This window comes from Streptomyces sp. NPDC003038, assembly GCF_040611115.1.
GTDB lineage: Bacteria > Actinomycetota > Actinomycetes > Streptomycetales > Streptomycetaceae > Streptomyces.
The window spans coordinates 16,721-32,730 of sequence record NZ_JBEXNN010000041.1 but is presented as its reverse complement, the minus strand read 5'-3'; the positions used below and the strand labels follow the sequence as shown (position 1 = coordinate 32,730).

Annotated in this window: 15 protein-coding genes; 11 read left to right on the top strand and 4 right to left on the bottom strand. The window is 71.1% G+C overall.

The window, feature by feature from the left end; genetic code table 11:
• Positions 1-90 precede the first annotated feature (90 nt).
• The 11 genes from pafA (at position 91) to ABZX75_RS30810 (ending at position 11,024) form a co-directional block, all read left to right on the top strand.
• Positions 91-1,452: a Pup--protein ligase gene (gene pafA / locus ABZX75_RS30860; RefSeq protein ID WP_355416341.1), complete on the top strand. Its 1,362-nt coding sequence runs from the start codon at positions 91-93 to the stop codon at positions 1,450-1,452.
• Between the two features lie 127 nt (positions 1,453-1,579).
• On the top strand, positions 1,580-2,521 hold the full coding sequence (locus tag ABZX75_RS30855; protein WP_355416338.1) for an FKBP-type peptidyl-prolyl cis-trans isomerase: 942 nt from the start codon (positions 1,580-1,582) through the stop codon (positions 2,519-2,521).
• Positions 2,522-2,589: 68 nt separating this feature from the next.
• Positions 2,590-2,967 (top strand): FKBP-type peptidyl-prolyl cis-trans isomerase, encoded by a 378-nt coding sequence (locus tag ABZX75_RS30850; protein ID WP_355416335.1) that lies wholly within the window; start codon positions 2,590-2,592, stop codon positions 2,965-2,967.
• A 196-nt stretch (positions 2,968-3,163) separates the two neighbouring features.
• The gene (locus tag ABZX75_RS30845) at positions 3,164-4,120 is read left to right on the top strand and encodes a WYL domain-containing protein (RefSeq protein ID WP_355416332.1); all 957 of its coding nucleotides are present in this window, start codon (positions 3,164-3,166) and stop codon (positions 4,118-4,120) included.
• A gap of 70 nt (positions 4,121-4,190) precedes the next feature.
• Positions 4,191-5,159: a WYL domain-containing protein gene (locus ABZX75_RS30840; RefSeq protein ID WP_355416329.1), complete on the top strand. Its 969-nt coding sequence runs from the start codon at positions 4,191-4,193 to the stop codon at positions 5,157-5,159.
• 27 nt (positions 5,160-5,186) lie between these two features.
• Positions 5,187-5,555: a hypothetical protein gene (locus ABZX75_RS30835; protein WP_355416326.1), complete on the top strand. Its 369-nt coding sequence runs from the start codon at positions 5,187-5,189 to the stop codon at positions 5,553-5,555.
• Between the two features lie 27 nt (positions 5,556-5,582).
• Positions 5,583-5,783 (top strand): hypothetical protein, encoded by a 201-nt coding sequence (locus ABZX75_RS30830; protein ID WP_355416323.1) that lies wholly within the window; start codon positions 5,583-5,585, stop codon positions 5,781-5,783.
• Between the two features lie 183 nt (positions 5,784-5,966).
• Positions 5,967-6,263 (top strand): Sec-independent protein translocase subunit TatA, encoded by a 297-nt coding sequence (gene tatA / locus ABZX75_RS30825; protein WP_355416320.1) that lies wholly within the window; start codon positions 5,967-5,969, stop codon positions 6,261-6,263.
• A gap of 44 nt (positions 6,264-6,307) precedes the next feature.
• On the top strand, positions 6,308-7,264 hold the full coding sequence (tatC, locus tag ABZX75_RS30820) for a twin-arginine translocase subunit TatC (RefSeq protein WP_355416317.1): 957 nt from the start codon (positions 6,308-6,310) through the stop codon (positions 7,262-7,264).
• 175 nt (positions 7,265-7,439) lie between these two features.
• Positions 7,440-10,280, top strand: a complete 2,841-nt coding sequence (locus ABZX75_RS30815; RefSeq protein ID WP_355416314.1) for a DEAD/DEAH box helicase — start codon at positions 7,440-7,442, stop codon at positions 10,278-10,280.
• A 90-nt stretch (positions 10,281-10,370) separates the two neighbouring features.
• Positions 10,371-11,024: a helix-turn-helix domain-containing protein gene (locus ABZX75_RS30810; protein WP_355416311.1), complete on the top strand. Its 654-nt coding sequence runs from the start codon at positions 10,371-10,373 to the stop codon at positions 11,022-11,024.
• Here the strand turns inward: ABZX75_RS30810 and ABZX75_RS30805 are convergent.
• The 4 genes from ABZX75_RS30805 to ABZX75_RS30790 all read right to left on the bottom strand — a co-directional run bounded on the left by ABZX75_RS30805 (position 11,021) and on the right by ABZX75_RS30790 (position 15,949).
• A complete protein-coding gene (locus ABZX75_RS30805; protein ID WP_355416308.1) occupies positions 11,021-12,004 on the bottom strand; it encodes an RluA family pseudouridine synthase in 984 nt (327 codons plus the stop codon). The two genes, ABZX75_RS30810 and ABZX75_RS30805, sit on opposite strands and share 4 nt — an antisense overlap.
• Before the next feature lie 73 nt (positions 12,005-12,077).
• Complete coding sequence (locus ABZX75_RS30800; protein WP_355416306.1) at positions 12,078-13,676, bottom strand: serine hydrolase; 1,599 nt, start codon at positions 13,674-13,676, stop codon at positions 12,078-12,080.
• A gap of 481 nt (positions 13,677-14,157) precedes the next feature.
• A complete protein-coding gene (locus ABZX75_RS30795) occupies positions 14,158-14,994 on the bottom strand; it encodes a siderophore-interacting protein (RefSeq protein WP_355416303.1) in 837 nt (278 codons plus the stop codon).
• Between the two features lie 49 nt (positions 14,995-15,043).
• Entirely contained in the window at positions 15,044-15,949 is a 906-nt protein-coding gene (locus tag ABZX75_RS30790; RefSeq protein ID WP_355416392.1) for a 5'-3' exonuclease, read from the bottom strand.
• Between the last annotated feature and the right edge of the window lie 61 nt (positions 15,950-16,010).

Sequence of the window (16,010 nt, the reverse complement as noted above, 5' to 3'; positions counted from 1 at the left end):
GCGGTCCCGTCCGGCGTGTCATCGGAAAATGATCGGAACGGCGCTCTCGAACCCGGTTTCAGAACAGGGCAGAAGGCGTAATGTTCAGTCATGGACCGCCGCATTTTCGGGCTGGAGAACGAGTACGGCGTCACGTGCACGTTCAGGGGACAGCGCCGACTGTCTCCTGACGAAGTGGCGCGCTACCTCTTCCGCCGTGTTGTCTCATGGGGCCGCAGCAGCAATGTCTTCCTGCGGAACGGCGCCCGCCTCTACCTCGACGTGGGTTCGCATCCGGAATATGCAACTCCCGAATGCGACAACGTGACCGAACTGGTCACGCACGACAAGGCCGGCGAGCGCATTCTCGAAGGCCTGCTCGTCGACGCAGAACGCCGCCTGCACGAGGAGGGAATCGCGGGCGACGTCTATCTCTTCAAGAACAACACCGACTCGGCGGGCAACTCCTACGGCTGCCACGAGAACTATCTGGTGGCCCGGCACGGAGAATTCTCCCGCCTGGCGGACATCCTCATTCCGTTCCTCGTCACGCGGCAGCTGATCTGCGGCGCGGGCAAGGTGCTGCAGACCCCTCGGGGCGCGGTCTACTGCGTCAGTCAGCGGGCCGAGCACATCTGGGAGGGCGTCAGCTCCGCCACGACCCGCTCCCGGCCGATCATCAACACCAGGGACGAGCCGCACGCGGACGCCGAGCGCTACCGGCGGCTGCACGTCATCGTCGGCGACTCGAACATGTCCGAGACGACGATGCTGCTCAAGGTCGGGGCCACCGACCTGGTGCTGCGCATGATCGAGGCGGGCACCGTGATGCGGGACCTGACCCTGGAGAACCCGATCCGGGCGATCCGCGAGGTCAGCCACGACATCACCGGCCAGCGCAAGGTGCGCCTCGCGAGCGGCCGGGAGGCCTCGGCGCTGGAGATCCAGCGCGAGTACTACGACAAGGCCGTGGACTTCGCCGAGCGCCGGGGCATCCGTACCGGCGTGGTGGACCAGGTGCTGGAGCTGTGGGGCCGCACCCTCGACGCGATCGACGAGGAGGACCTGGACCGGATCGGGACCGAGATCGACTGGGTCATGAAGTACCAGCTGATCGAGCGGTACCGGGGCAAGCACAACATGACGATGTCGAATCCGCGGGTGGCCCAGATAGATCTCGCCTACCACGACATCCACCGCCGGCGCGGTCTCTACTACCTGCTGGAGCGCAAGGGGCAGGCGGCGCGGATCTGCAACGACCTCAAGATCTTCGAGGGCAAGTCGGTGCCGCCGCAGACGACGAGGGCGAGGCTGCGGGGCGACTTCATCCGCCGGGCGCAGGAGCAGCGGCGGGACTTCACGGTCGACTGGGTGCACCTGAAGCTAAACGATCAGGCGCAGCGCACCGTGCTGTGCAAGGACCCCTTCCGGTCGGTGGACGACCGGGTGGAGAAGCTCATCGCGGGCATGTAGCTCCGCCGTGTGACAGCGGCTGATCTCCGGGGCTCGGGGCGGGGTCCCCGTACGCATCTCGTACGGGGCCCTGCCCACGGCTTAGAGTGGCTGGCGACCGCCTTGCCGTCTGAGATCTGAGGAACACGTGCGCCGACTTGCCGGCCTGCTTGTCGTACCCCTTCTGCTGCTGTCGACAGCGGCCTGTGGCGACGACAGCGGCTCCGACTCCGCCCAGATGAAGAACGGGGTGCCCGCGATCACGAAGGGCGCCAAGTTCGGGGAGAAGCCCACCCTGTCGCAGGGGAAGGGCGAGCCGCCGAAGGAACTGAAGGTGGAGACCATCAGCGAGGGCACCGGCCCGGCGCTGAAGAAGGGCGACATCGCCCAGGTCAACTACCTCGGTCAGGTGTGGGACGGCAAGGAGCCGTTCGACGAGAGCTTCGGCAAGGGCAAGCCGTTCGATGTGAACATCGGGGCCGGCGCCGTCATCAAGGGCTGGGACCAGGGCCTGGAGGGCCAGAAGGTCGGCAGCCGTGTCGAGCTCGTGATCCCGCCGGCCCTCGGCTACGGCGAGCAGGGCTCCGGCGAGAAGATCAAGCCGAACGCCACGCTGGTCTTCGTCGTGGACATCGTCAAGGGTGCCTCCGTCCCGGCTTCGGCCACGGGCAAGGAGACCGCGCAGGACAACAAGGACCTGCCCAAGATCGGTACGAACACGGACGGCAAGGAAGTCTCCGTGGCCGTCCCGAAGGACACCGCCGAGCCGGCCAAGCTGGTCTCGAACTACGTCCTGGAGGGTGACGGCGCGGTCGTGAAGGACACCGACAGCGTCGTCGTCAAGTTCAACGGGAAGACGTGGAAGGACGACAAGACCTTCGAGAGCACGTACACCAGCGACCAGACGGTCACCTGGCCGATGGACCAGCTGTCCGTCAAGGGCCTGAAGGAAGGCCTGATCGGCAAGAAGGCCGGCAGCCGCATCCTGCTGGTCATCCCGCCGGACATGGCCTTCGGCGACAAGGAGCAGGGGACGATCCCGGCCAAGTCGACGCTGGTCTTCAGCCTCGACATCCTCGCGGTGATGTAAGACTGTTCCGGTTGTCCCCCAGCCACCGCTGGGAGGGGCCCCGTTCGTACGTATGAGGAGCAGTATCCGTGAGCGACAAGCTCGAGAAGCCTGAGATCGACTTCCCCGAGGGTGAAGCCCCCAAGGACCTCAAGATCGAGGACATCTGGCTGGGCGACGGCGCCGAGGCGAAGGCCGGTTCCCGGGTCTCGGTCCACTACGTGGGCGTGGCCTTCTCCACCGGCGAGGAGTTCGACGCCTCCTGGAACCGTGGCGCTCCGCTCCAGTTCCAGCTGGGTGTCGGCCAGGTCATCTCCGGCTGGGACCAGGGTGTCCAGGGCATGAAGGTCGGCGGCCGTCGCAAGCTGACGATCCCGGCCCACCTGGCCTACGGTGACAGCGGGGCGGGCAGTGCCATCGCCCCGGGCGAGACGCTGATCTTCGTCTGCGACCTGATGGCCGCCTGACCGTCCGAACCCCAGATCGGGACTTCCGCGATCAGCGCAGGGGCCCCCGCCGTCCGGCGGGGGCCCCTCGCTTTTGCCGGGACGCGCCGGGGCGGTACGGTCAGCGCTCACGGGTCCGTCCGTGTGACGGTGACGATCACGGCGCACAGGTGACGGTGCGACGGATGTGTACGCGGAGAAGGGCGGAAAGGCGTCGATGGCGATTGCCAAGGCCGAGCGGCTGATGAATCTGGCGCTGTGTCTGCTGGGGACCCGCCGGCCGCTCAGCAAGCGCGAACTGCGCGGTTCCATCGAGGCCTACATGGAGGCCGGCAACGACGAGTCCTTCAACCGCATGTTCGAGCGGGACAAGGACGATCTGCGCGAACTCGGCCTGGTCATCGAGACGGTGGAGAACCTGGACGGCGAGACCGGCTACCTGGCCCGCCGGGACAGCAACCGGCTGCCGCCCGTCTCCCTCGACGCGGAAGAGGCCGCCGCCCTGGGGCTGGCGGCCAAGGTCTGGCAGCAGGCCCGCCTCGCCGGAGCCGCGAGCGGCGCCCTGCAGAAGCTGCGCGCGGGCGGGATGCCCGAGGCAGGGGACCCGTACGAGGGGCAGCACAGCGCCATCGAGCCGCGCATCCCGGTCCACGAGGCGGCCTTCGAGCCGCTGATGCTGGCCTGCCGGGACCGCCGGCCGGTGGTCTTCGACTACCGCAAGTCCACTGCGGCGCGGCCCGAGTCGCGCCAGGTGGAGCCCTGGGCGCTGGAGTGCTGGCGCGGCCACTGGTACCTGGCCGGCTTCGACCGCGACCGCGGGGCGGAGCGGGTGTTCCGGCTCTCCCGGATCACCGGCAAGGTCCGCTCGCGGGCGGCGAAGTACACCGCCGAGGTGCCCGACGTGGTCACCGTACGGGAGACCGTGGAGAGGTGGGCGGGGGAGAGCGCGGAGCGCTCCGCGCGGATCCGGCTGCGCACCGGGGCGGGCTACCCGCTGCGGGCCAAGGCCACCGCCGTGCGCGAGGGCGGGGACGGCTGGGACGAGCTGGAGATCCCGTACGGGCACGGGCTGGACGCCTGGCTGGTGGAGTTCGGGCCCGACGTCGTCGTGCTGGACCCCGCCGACCTGCGGGCGGACGTGGTGGACCGGCTGCGCGCCGTCGCCGCCGGCTGACCGGGGCCGTACCGCACCACCCGTAACCGCACCATCTGCCGAGCACGCCCTGAGGGGGAGACGTACCAGCATGGCTGCCAACGCCATCGACCAGACGCGCCGGATGCTGTCCCTGGTGACCTACCTGCGCGAGCGCCCGGGGGCGCACGTCGCCGATGTGGCGCGCGCCTTCGGGATCACCGAGGACGAGCTGATCTCGGACCTCGACGTGCTCCCCATGTGCGGGACGAGCTTCCGGGGCGGGGACCTGCTCGACATCGACACTGACGGGGAGCGCATCTGGTGGCGCAACCCCGACGCCTCCGGGGAGTCCACCGCCGAGCCGCTGCGGCTCGCCGCCGACGAGGCGACCGCGCTGCTGGTCGCCGCCCGCGCGGTGGCGACCCTGCCAGGGCTGCGCGAGAGCGACCGGGACGCCCTGCTGCGGGCCACCGCCAAGCTGGAGGCGGCGGCGGGCGAGGTCGCCGGCGCCAGCTCCCGGCTCTCGGTGACCTTCGAGTCCGAGGGAGGGGTCTTCGCGGACGTCGACCGGGCCATCGCGGAGCGCCGGCGGCTGTGGCTGCGCTACTACTCGCCCGCGCGCGACGAGCTCACCGAGCGCAAGGTCGACCCGATCAGGCTCTTCGCGGTGGGGCACACGTACATGGAGGGCTGGTGCCACCTCTCGGAGGCCCGGCGCACCTTCCGCCTCGACCGGGTGGCGGAGATCCGGCTGCTGGACGAGCGGGCCGAGCCGCCCGCCATCGAGCCGCGCGATCTGTCCGAGGGGCTCGTCCAGCCGGCCGCCGAGGACCCCGAGGTCGTGGTCGAGGTGGGTCCGGGCGGCCGCTGGGTCGCCGAGTACTACCCCCACGACAGCGCCGAGGAGCTGCCCGGGGGCGGCCTGCGGATCACACTGCGCAGCCCGGACCCGGCCTCGCTGCGCAGGCTTGCCCTGCGGCTGGGCCGCGAGGGGCGGATCGTGGCTCCCGCAGAGCTGGCGGACAGTGCCCGCAGAGCGGCTCGAGAAGCACTCGAGGGGTACGGGGAACAGGTCTGAGGGACGGGTCCGAGGGGAGCGCGGCCGATGTCGTCAACGTCTGGGCCCGTGTCCGGGCCGCCGGGAGTACCGGTCACGGCGGGTCCCGCCGCCGGGAGGTCCGCGGTGGGGCCCGCAGGACAGGGGCCCTCAGGACAGGGGCCCGCAGGAGAGGGGCCCTCAGGACAGGGGCCCGCAGGAGAGGGGCCGGTCGCCTTCAAGGCGGCGTGTCCCGACTGCACGGCCCGCTTCGAGCTGGACGCGGGCGCCCTGCGGCTGGCCATCGGTGGGAGCCCGCGGACCACCTTCTACTCCTTCACCTGTCCCGCGTGCGGTGTCTCCGTCCGTAAACCGGCCGGTCAGCGCATTGTGGAACTGCTGACCGGTGGCGGCGTGAGCACCCTGCGCAGTATCTGAGCCGGCCGGTGGCCTAGGCTCTTGCCCATGCTGTGGCCGATGTTCGCAATTGCCCTGGGCTTTCTGGGGATCACCGTCCTGGCCGTCCTGGCCCTGAGGGTCTTCGTGGAGGTGCGCAGACTGTCCGGTCAGGTCGCACAGGCCAGCCGCCGGATCGCGGACGCCTCGGGGGATCTGGAGCGCGCGGCCGCCGATCTGGCCCGGGCGGGGCACGCCGTCCGGCCGTAGAAAGCGGGGCGAAAGGGTCGGTCCGGGCCCGTAACGGCCGACCTCGGCGCAAGCGGGGATACGCCAGGGGATTGCCGGGCGTTCACCCCCGGGGGTTACGATCCTTGCCTGAGCGGTCACCGGATTCCGTCCGCGCCGCCCGAGCCACCACAACCAGCCGTTTCGGTGAGAAGGAAGACCTACATGATCGGCAATTTGAAGCCCCTTGAGATTTTTCTGATCATCGCTGTCATCGTGCTGCTGTTCGGCGCCAAGAAGCTCCCCGAGATGGCCCGTTCCCTCGGCAAGTCGGCCCGCATCCTCAAGAGCGAGGCGAAGGCCATGAAGAAGGACGGCGAGTCCGAGGACGCGGCCGCCGCGGCCAAGGCCGCCGACCAGGCTCCGCAGCAGCCCGCCGCCCCGCGCACCATCCAGGCCGCGCCCGGTGACGTCACCAGCTCCCGGCCCGTCAGCGAGCCGAACCGCACCGCTCAAGGCTGATCGTCAGGTCACGCCGGTATCTGCAACGAGACAAGGGACCTGGGTTGCTCAAGTCTGCCCGCAAGCAGGGGAAAGCGGACAAGGACGCCGAAGGGCGGATGCCTCTTGTCGAGCACCTGCGTGAGCTGAGAAACCGCCTGCTGAAGTCGGTCCTGGCGATCCTCGTGATCACCGTCGTGTCGGCCTTCTTCTACAAGGACCTCATCGACTTCATGCTGAAGCCGATGCTGGATTCCGTCGGCTGCACCGGCGGGGTGGTCTCGCAGCGCAACGGCCGGCCCTGCGCCGACATGACAGTGAACGGTCTCATCGCGCCGTTCTCGATCGCCCTCAAGGTCTCGCTCACCGCCGGTGTGGTGCTCTCGGCGCCGGTGTGGCTCTACCAGCTGTGGGCCTTCACCGCCCCCGGCCTCCACAACCACGAGAAGAAGTACGCGATGAGCTTCGTCGCGGTCGGCGCGCCGCTGTTCGGCGCCGGCGCGGTGCTCGCGTACAAGGTCCTTCCGCAGACCGCGACGATCCTCCTCGACTTCACCCCCGAGCACGCACGCAACCTGCTCCCGGTCGATGACTACCTCGACCTGGTCACGCGCATGGTCGTCGTCTTCGGCCTGGCCTTCGAGCTGCCGCTGCTGCTGATCCTGCTCAACTTCACCGGGGTGCTCACCGCGAAGCGGCTGGCGAGCTGGTGGCGCGCCATGATCCTCGGCATCACGGTCTTCTCCGCCTTCGCGACGCCCACCGGTGATCCGCTCACCATGCTGTCCCTGGCCGTCCCGATCGTCTCCCTCTACTTCATCGCGCTCGGCATCTGCATGGTCAATGACCGCAGGCGGCGGCGCAACGACCCCGACGCGGCCCTGGACGACGACGAAGCCGCCGAGCTGGACCTCACCCCGGCTCCGGTCGGCCAGATCGAAGCGGTGGCGGCCCCCGCGGCCCTGCCCGGGCAGGACGACGGCGGACGCCAGCGGATCAACGGTTACGACGACGCGACCTGACCCGTCCTGCACCGGCCCGACCGGGCCGACCCCACCTGACCTGGGGCGACCGGGACCGACCGGGTCCGACCCGACGGGTACGGCCCGGTCGCCGCGGGTAGCGGCAGCGGCTTCGCGGGCTCCGCTTAAATGACCGCGACTGTTGTCAGAGGCGGCGGGTAGGCTCGTTGACAAGATGACCGAAGAACTCTCACCCGCCGAGCGGTACGCCGCTGCCCGGATCCGCGCCGCCGAAGAGGCCACCGCCCTGGCCCCCTTCCGTGACATGTACGAATTCGACCTGGACCCGTATCAGGTCGAAGCCTGCAAGGCGCTGGAGTCCGGCAAGGGCGTCCTCGTCGCAGCCCCGACCGGATCGGGCAAGACCATCGTCGGCGAGTTCGCCGTGCACCTGGCCCTGGAGCAGGGCCGGAAGTGCTTCTACACGACGCCCATCAAGGCCCTGTCGAACCAGAAGTACGCCGACCTCGTCAAGCGCTACGGCGCCGGCAAGGTGGGCCTGCTCACCGGCGACAACAGCGTCAACTCCGAGGCGCCCGTGGTCGTGATGACCACCGAGGTGCTCCGCAACATGCTGTATGCGGGCTCGCAGTCGCTGCTCGGCCTCGGCTACGTCGTGATGGACGAGGTGCACTACCTCTCCGACCGCTTCCGCGGAGCCGTCTGGGAGGAAGTGATCATCCACCTCCCCGAGTCGGTGACCCTGGTCTCCCTGTCGGCCACCGTGTCCAACGCGGAGGAGTTCGGCGACTGGCTGGACACCGTGCGCGGCGACACCGAGGTCATCGTCTCGGAGGAGCGGCCCGTACCGCTGTGGCAGCACGTCATGGCCGGCCGCCGGATCTACGACCTCTTCGAGGAGGAGTCCGACCACGGAGGCCGCAGTTCCGCACGCCGGGAGGTCAATCCCGACCTGCTGCGCATGGCGCGCGACGAGAACAACCGCATGTACAACCCGCAGGACCGGCGGCGCGGCAAGATGGTCCGCGAGGCCGACCGCGAGCGCGAGCGGCGTTCCCGCGGCCGGATCTGGACCCCCTCCCGCCCCGAGGTCATCGCCCGCCTCGACAACGACGGGCTGCTGCCCGCCATCAACTTCATCTTCAGCCGGGCCGGCTGCGAGGCCGCCGTCCAGCAGTGCCTGTTCGCCGGCCTGCGGCTCAATGACGACACCGCCCGCCTGCGGGTCCGCGAGATCGTCGAGGCCCGGACCGCCTCCATCCCCACCGAGGACCTGCACGTCCTGGGGTACTACGAGTGGCTCGAAGGCCTGGAGCGGGGCATCGCCGCGCACCACGCGGGCATGCTCCCCACCTTCAAGGAGGTCGTGGAGGAGCTGTTCGTACGCGGCCTGGTGAAGGCCGTCTTCGCCACCGAGACCCTGGCGCTGGGCATCAACATGCCCGCGCGCACGGTGATCCTGGAGAAGCTGGTCAAGTGGAACGGCGAGCAGCACGCCGACATCACCCCGGGCGAGTACACCCAGCTCACCGGCCGCGCCGGGCGGCGCGGCATCGACGTCGAGGGCCACGCGGTGGTGCTGTGGCAGCGGGGCATGGACCCGGCGGCGCTGGCCGGGCTGGCGGGCACCCGTACCTATCCGCTGCGCTCCAGCTTCAAGCCCTCGTACAACATGGCCGTCAACCTGGTCAGCCAGTTCGGGCGGCACCGCTCGCGCGAACTGCTGGAGACCTCCTTCGCGCAGTTCCAGGCCGACCGCTCCGTCGTCGGAATCTCGCGGCAGGTGCAGCGCAACGAGGAGGGACTGGAGGGCTACCAGGAGGGCATGACCTGCCACCTCGGGAACTTCGAGGAGTACGCGCAGCTGCGCCGCGACCTGAAGGACCGCGAGACGGACCTGGCCAAGCAGGGCGCCGCCCAGCGCCGGGTCCAGGCGGCCAGTTCGCTGGAGAAGCTCAAGCCGGGCGACATCATCCACGTGCCGACGGGCAAGTTCGCCGGGCTCGCGCTGGTCCTGGACCCCGGGGTTCCGGCCGGGCGGTCCAACGGCCACCGCGGGCACGAGTACACCGAGGGCCCGCGCCCGCTCGTGCTCACCGTCGAGCGGCAGGTCAAGCGGCTCGCCTCGATCGACTTCCCGGTTCCGGTCGAGGCCATCGACCGGATGCGGATCCCCAAGACCTTCAACGCCCGTTCGCCGCAGTCGCGCCGGGACCTGGCGTCCCAGCTGCGCACCAAGGCCGGACACGTCGCACCCGAGCGGCGGGGCCGTGGGCGGGCCGTGGCCGCCGACGACCGCGAGATCGCCCGGCTCCGTGCCGCGCTGCGCGCGCACCCCTGCCACGGTTGCGACGAGCGTGAGGACCACGCCCGCTGGGCGGAGCGCTACCACCGGCTGAAGCGGGACACCCAGCAGCTGGAGCGGCGCATCGAGGGCCGGACGAACACCATCGCCCGCACCTTCGACCGGATCCACGCCCTGCTCACCGAGCTGGACTACCTGCGCGAGGACGAGGTCACCGTGCACGGCAAGCGGCTCGCCCGGTTGTACGGGGAGCTCGACCTGCTGGCATCGGAGTGCCTGCGCGCCCGCATCTGGGAGGGCCTGAACCCGGCCGAACTGGCCGCCTGCGTATCGGCGTTGGTCTTCGAGGCGCGGCAGTCCGACGACGCGGTCGCACCGAAGGTGCCGGGCGGCGCGGCGAAGGCGGCGCTGGGCGAGATGGTGCGGATCTGGGGCCGGCTCGACGCGCTGGAGGAGGAGCACCGCATCAACCAGGCGGAGGGCGTGGGTCAGCGCGAGCCGGATCTCGGCTTCGCGTGGCCGGTGTACCAGTGGGCCTCCGACAAGAGCCTGGACGAGGTGCTGCGCGAGGCGGAGATGCCGGCGGGCGACTTCGTGCGCTGGTGCAAGCAGGTGATCGACGTGCTGGGGCAGATCGCCGCCGCCGCTCCTTCCGCCTCCGGCGACAGCGGGAGCACGGTGGCGCGAAATGCCCGTAAGGCCGTGGACGCACTGCTTCGGGGTGTAGTGGCCTACAGCTCCGTCGGCTAGGCGCTTTTGGGGCTTCCTCCAAGAGCGGGGATGGCGTGATCTGATCTCTTGCCATGATCGGTTCGGCGTGCGCTGTGCGACGATCGGACTATGAGTGCGGCAGCAGATGATGGACCGAGACGGGTCGGTCGGCCACGCGCCGACCAGCTGAGACCGCAGAGTGACAGGCCGCCGCGCGAGGAACTCCTCTGCGCGGCGGCTGAGCTGTTCACCGTCCAGGGATACGCGGCGACCACCACCCGGGCGGTGGCCGAACGGGCCGGAATGCGCCAGGCCACGATGTACCACTACTTCGGCGGCAAGGAGGAACTCCTCGCCGAACTCCTGGAGTCCACGGTCGCGCCCTCGCTGGTGCTGGCCCGGAAGCTGCTCGCAGATGCCCGGCGGCCGGCCGCTGAGCGGCTGTGGGAGCTGTGCCGCTCCGACGTGCTGCTGCTGTGCGGAGGGCCGTACAACCTGGGCGCGCTCTACCTGCTGCCCGAAGTGGGAGGGGCGCGGTTTACGCGCTTCCGCCGGATGCGCGGTGAACTCAAGGACGCCTACCGCGTATTGCTCGCCGGGACCTCCGTCGGCACGGAACTGGCCGGGGACAAGGCCGGGCTGGAGCTGCGCAACGATATCGTCTTCGGGCTCATCGAAGGCGTCATGCTGATCCACCGCGCCGATCCCGCACGGCCCGTGAAAGTGTTCGCGCACGCCACCGCCGACGCCGCGCTGCGGATCGCGGGCGTCGGCGCGTCCTAGGGTCGGGACAGGGTCTGGACGCCCGGGCCGGTCTCCCAGGCCGCGCGGTCCTGCCAGGCCTGGAGGGTGAGGCCGCTTTCGAAGCGGTGGTCGGCGCCGGTGACCGGGTCGGTGAACTCGAGGACCCGGGCCAGGAGCTGGAGCGGGCGCCGGTAGTCGTCCGGGGCGGGATCGGTGACCCGCGGATACACCGGATCGCCGAGGATGGGCAGGCCGAGGCTGTTCATGTGCACCCGCAGCTGGTGGGTGCGGCCGGTGTGCGGAGTCAGCCGGTAGCGCCCCAAACCGCCCCGGGCGCCGACGAGTTCGATCCGGCTCTCGGCATTCGGCTCACCGCCCGGGACCTCGGCCGCCGCGATGACTCCGCGGGTCTTCTCTATCCGGCTGCGGACCGTGCGCGGGAGGGCGAGCGCCGGGTCGTGGGGGGCGAGGGCCTCGTACTCCTTGTGCACCCGGCGCTGCTGGAAGAGCAGCTGGTACGCGCCGCGGTCCGCGGGCCGGATGCTGAACATCACCAGACCCGCCGTGAGCCGGTCCAGGCGGTGCGCCGGGCTCAGGGCGGGCACGTCCAGCTCCTCGCGGAGCCGGGCCAGGGCGGTCTGGGTGACGTGGCTGCCGCGGGGGGTGGTCGCCAGGAAGTGCGGTTTGTCCACGACCAGGAGGTGCGGGTCTCGGTGCACCACGCGGATCGGGAAGGGCACCGGCGGCTCGGCCGGGAGGTCCCGGTGGAACCACACGTAGGCACCGGGTTCGTACGGGTCCCCGGCGTGCAGGACGCGCCCGCCGGAGCCGAGCACCCGGCCGGTGCTCAGCAGCCGGGCGATGGCCTCGGCGCCGGGGCCGCCCGCGTAGTGCGCGGTGAGGTAGCCGCCGAGGTCCGGCCACATCCCGTCCGGGTCCGGGGGCAGGCGCAGCCGCACCGGGTCGATACCGGCGCGCTGGGGGAGGGGCGAGGGGGGTGCCACGGCTCTGCGTCTCATCGGGAACAGGCTATGCCCGTCCGGGAGCGGGCCGTGCGGCCCTCTCCCGCCGGCACCCCTGCCCGGCCCGTGATCAGGACTTCGTGAAAGTTCCCAGGCGGTTGGCGTCGAGGTACTCGATGCGGACCGTGCCGTCGGCGAAGGTCACCCCGGTGCGGCCGACGGCGTTCTCGCCCGTGGTCTCGAAGCTGAAGGTGTCCCCGTCGTAGTGGGTGAGGGGGAAACGCAGGGGTTTCGGGCCGAGGGAGAGGGTGAGCGCGTTCTTGTCGTCCGCCGTCACCGTGAGTCCGCCGTAGTACGGGTTGTCGTAGCGTCCCGTGTACGCGGAGACGTCCTGGGCCGGCTTCGCGCCGGAGGGCGGGCGCGCGTAGTCGGTGGGAGAGCGGCCCGCGTCCTCCATCTGGGCGTAGAGCCCGCCGGTCAGCCCCAGCCAGTCGGCGGTGGCCTTGCCGTGCTCGGCGAAGTCGAAGAAGTCGAGGGCGACGGCGTCGGCCAGGCCGACGGGAGCGCCGTTGGTGAGGACGACGATGCCGAGCTCCTCCAGCGGGAGCATGGTGACGTTGGTGTTGGCGCCCAGGTCGAAGGCGCCGGAGTGGCTGAGGCGGAGCCGGCCCGCGTCGTCGTAGGAGACGTTCCAGCCGAGCCCGTAGAAACCGGTGCGGGCGGTGGGACCGGAGGGCGGCTGTGCCACGATCTCCGGCTGGTGGGTGCGGGCGAGGGTGTCGGCGGGGATGATCCGCTGCCCGTCGAGAACGCCTTCGGCCAGCTGGAGCCGCAGCCAGCGGGACATGTCCCGGGCCGTCGAACTGACCCCGCCGGCCGGGGCCTGGGCGTCGGGGTCGCGGACGAAGCGGGGGCTCCAGGTGCCGTCGGGGTTCCGGACGTGACCGGCGGCCCGGTCCTCGGCCTTCGTGAAGGCGGAGAACTCGGTGCTGGTACGGGTCATGCCGGCGGGCTTGAACAGGGTGTCGGCGCTGAGCTTCTGCCAGCTGGTGCCCTTGGCGCGGGCGACGGCCTCCGCGGCCGCGGTGAGGCCGAAGTTGGTGTAGGCGTAGCTCGCGCGGAAGGGGGTGAGGGGATCGAGGCGGAGGTGGTCGAGGATGTACGACTGGTCGTAGCCGAGGTCTTCGAGGAGGTCGCCGGCGTGGTCGGGGAGGCCGCTGCGGTGGGAGAAGAGGTCGGCGGTGGTGACGTGGTCGGTGACCCAGGGGTCCTTGAGGGAGAACCCGGGGAGGGTGGTGTGGCGGTCCCACGCGCCGGGGTCGGTGAGGGCGCCGGCCACGACGGTGGAGGAGACGGGCTTGGAGAGGGAGGCGATCTGGAAGACGGTGTCGGGGCCGACCGCTCCCGCGGGGGTGGGGGGCGTGGCGGGGGTGGCGGGGGTGCCCGGCGCTCGCTCACCGGTGTTGCGGACTCCGAAGCCCTTGAGGTGGACGACCTCGTCCTGGTGGACGACGGCCACGGAGACGCCGGGGACGCCGGTGCGGCGCATCATCGCCGTGACGGTCTCGTCCAGGCGGGCGACGGCCTTGTCGACCTGGGCGTCCGTGATGCGGGGCTTCGGGGCCGGGGGTGGGCTGGGGGCGGCGGTGGGCGCGGTGCCCGCGGTCGCCGCCGTCGCGGTGAGGAGGACGGCGGCGCCGGCCGCGCCGAGTGCGCGGAGCGTACGCATGGGGTCATTGTCCCGCCGGGCGGGCGGGGGTGCGCGGCGGGACGGATGCGGCGCCGCGGCTGGGGCTCCGGCCCAGGCCCACGCCCGGAGCTCACACCGGCCACCGCTGCGAGGCGCCACCTGGCGGGGAGCTCCGGGCCCGCGCCGGGAGCTCCCCCGGCCACCGCTGCGAGGCGCCACCTGGCGGGGAGCTCCGTGGCGCCGCCCCGGGCCCCGGGCCTCCATCGCCGGCGGGGCTGCGGGTGTGGCTCGCCCGGGTGAGGGCGGAACCGGAGGCCGTGCGGGGTTGGGGTGCGCCTCCATCGCCGGCGGGGCTGAAGGTGCGGCTCACGGGGTGAGGGGGGTGAGGGGGGGTGAGGGCGGGAGCCGCAGGCGGTGCCGGGGCTGAGGCTCAATGGCCGACGGGTCGAGAGTGCGGCTCGGGTGCCGGCGGGGTCGAGGGTGTGGCGCGCGGGGGCGGGGGCCCGGAGGGCGCGGGGGGTCAGGCCGCCGCGTGGTCCTGTTCGGCTTCGACCGCCGCGTTCCAGTCGCGCTTGATCGCGCGCCAGCCCTCGTCCGTCTCGCCCAGGCGCCAGTAGCCCGAGATCGACAGGCGTTCGCGCGGGATGCCGCGTTCCAGGCGGAGGTGGCGGCGGAGCTCCTTGACGAAGCCCGCTTCGCCGTGGACGAAGGCGTGGACGTCCCCGGAGGGGAATTCCAGGGCCTGGACCACTTCCACCAGGGCCTCGCCGATCGGGCGGGCGCCGCGGTGCAGCCAGACCGGGACCACGCCGTCGGGGGTGGCGAACTTCTGCTCGTCGTCCGGGCCCTCGATCTCCACGAAGGCGTGCACCTCCGCGCCGGCCGGCATCCGCTCCATCGCCGCCGCGATCGCCGGAAGCGCGCTCTCGTCGCCGACCAAGAGGTGCCAGCCGGCCGCCGGGTCCGGGGCGTAGGCGCCGCCCGGGCCGAGGAAGCGTACGACTTCACCCGGCTGGACGCGCGCAGCCCACGGGCCGGCCAGGCCTTCGTCGCCGTGGACGACGAAGTCGAGGGTCAGCTCCAGGTGCGAGGGGTCCCACGCCCGTACGGTGTACGCGCGCTGGCGCGGCCACTGCTCGCGCGGGTACTGGCCGCGGATCCGCTCCAGGTCCCACGGCGCGGGGTAGCTGACGCCCTCCGGGGCAAACAGAATCTTGATGTAGTGGTCGGTGAACTCGCCGGCGCCGAAACCCGCCAGGCCGTCACCGCCCAGCACGACCCGCACCATGTGCGGCGTCAGCCGCTCCGTGCGTACGACGACTGCGGTGCCGACTGTGCGGGCGCGTCCTTCTGCCACGGCGTCTCCCCTGACTCCCCTGAAACTTAGGATTACCTAAGTTAGCACCTCATCGGAGTAGCGCGCCGCTCAGGCGCGACACGGCCCCGCCGAGGCCCCACCGGTGGGCGAGGGCGGCGACCAGTTCCGGCTGCGCCGGGGCCGCCGGAAGCGCCGGGTCGAACGGCGGCAGCGGGACGTCCGCGGCCACCTGGACCACCTTCGGCGCCACCGCCAGATACGGCCGGGAATCATTGAGGCGCTTGCGCTGGGTGAGGGTGAGCTTCGACTTGGGGTCTTCGACGGCGGCCATGATCCCGGCGAGGTCGCCGTACGCCTCCAGGAGCTTGGCCGCGGTCTTCTCGCCGATGCCCGGGACCCCGGGCAGGCCGTCGCTCGGGTCCCCCCGCAGCAGCGCCAGATCCGCGTACCCGGGGCCGTCCACCCCGTACTTCTCGCGCAGCCACGCCTCGTCCGTCACCTGGAGGCTGCCCACGCCCTTGAGGGGGTAGAGCACCCGGCGCTGCCTGGCGTCGTCCACCAGCTGGTACAGGTCCCGGTCGCCGGTGACGATGTCCACGGGGCCGGTCGCGCGGGCGGTGAGCGTGCCGATCACGTCGTCCGCCTCGTAGCCGGCGACGCCCACACGGGCGATGCCGAAGGCGTCCAGCGCCGTCTCGATGATCGGCACCTGCGGAGTGAGGGTGTCCGGGGTCTCCTCCACGTCGGGCCCGTTCTCGTTCTCCTTCGCGACGCGGTGGGCCTTGTAGGAGGGGATCAGCTCCACTCTCCAGTGGGGCCGCCAGTCGGCGTCCATGCACGCCACCAGATCGTCCGGGTGGTGGTCCTGCACCAGCCGTCCGATGAAGTCCAGCAGCCCGCGGACGGCGTTGACCGGGGTGCCGTCGGGGGCCTTCACGGAGTCCGGCACACCGAAGTAGGCGCGGTAGTAGAGAGAGGAGGTGTCCAGGAGCATCAGGCGTCGTGTCGTCACGGAGACGATGATGCCGCAACCCGCTCGTGAGCCCACGGGGCCG

What these genes read in the sequence shown, in the direction of transcription:
- ABZX75_RS30835 (WP_355416326.1), top strand. Translation starts at nt 5,187, where the DNA reads ATGTCGTCAACGTCTGGGCCCGTGTCCGGGCCGCCGGGAGTACCGGTC.
- ABZX75_RS30790 (WP_355416392.1), bottom strand. Translation starts at nt 15,949, where the DNA reads ATGCTCCTGGACACCTCCTCTCTCTACTACCGCGCCTACTTCGGTGTG.
- ABZX75_RS30815 (WP_355416314.1), top strand. Translation starts at nt 7,440, where the DNA reads ATGACCGAAGAACTCTCACCCGCCGAGCGGTACGCCGCTGCCCGGATC.
- ABZX75_RS30830 (WP_355416323.1), top strand. Translation starts at nt 5,583, where the DNA reads ATGCTGTGGCCGATGTTCGCAATTGCCCTGGGCTTTCTGGGGATCACC.
- ABZX75_RS30800 (WP_355416306.1), bottom strand. Translation starts at nt 13,676, where the DNA reads ATGCGTACGCTCCGCGCACTCGGCGCGGCCGGCGCCGCCGTCCTCCTC.
- tatA (WP_355416320.1), top strand. Translation starts at nt 5,967, where the DNA reads ATGATCGGCAATTTGAAGCCCCTTGAGATTTTTCTGATCATCGCTGTC.
- ABZX75_RS30845 (WP_355416332.1), top strand. Translation starts at nt 3,164, where the DNA reads ATGGCGATTGCCAAGGCCGAGCGGCTGATGAATCTGGCGCTGTGTCTG.
- ABZX75_RS30805 (WP_355416308.1), bottom strand. Translation starts at nt 12,004, where the DNA reads ATGAGACGCAGAGCCGTGGCACCCCCCTCGCCCCTCCCCCAGCGCGCC.
- pafA (WP_355416341.1), top strand. Translation starts at nt 91, where the DNA reads ATGGACCGCCGCATTTTCGGGCTGGAGAACGAGTACGGCGTCACGTGC.
- ABZX75_RS30840 (WP_355416329.1), top strand. Translation starts at nt 4,191, where the DNA reads ATGGCTGCCAACGCCATCGACCAGACGCGCCGGATGCTGTCCCTGGTG.
- ABZX75_RS30810 (WP_355416311.1), top strand. Translation starts at nt 10,371, where the DNA reads ATGAGTGCGGCAGCAGATGATGGACCGAGACGGGTCGGTCGGCCACGC.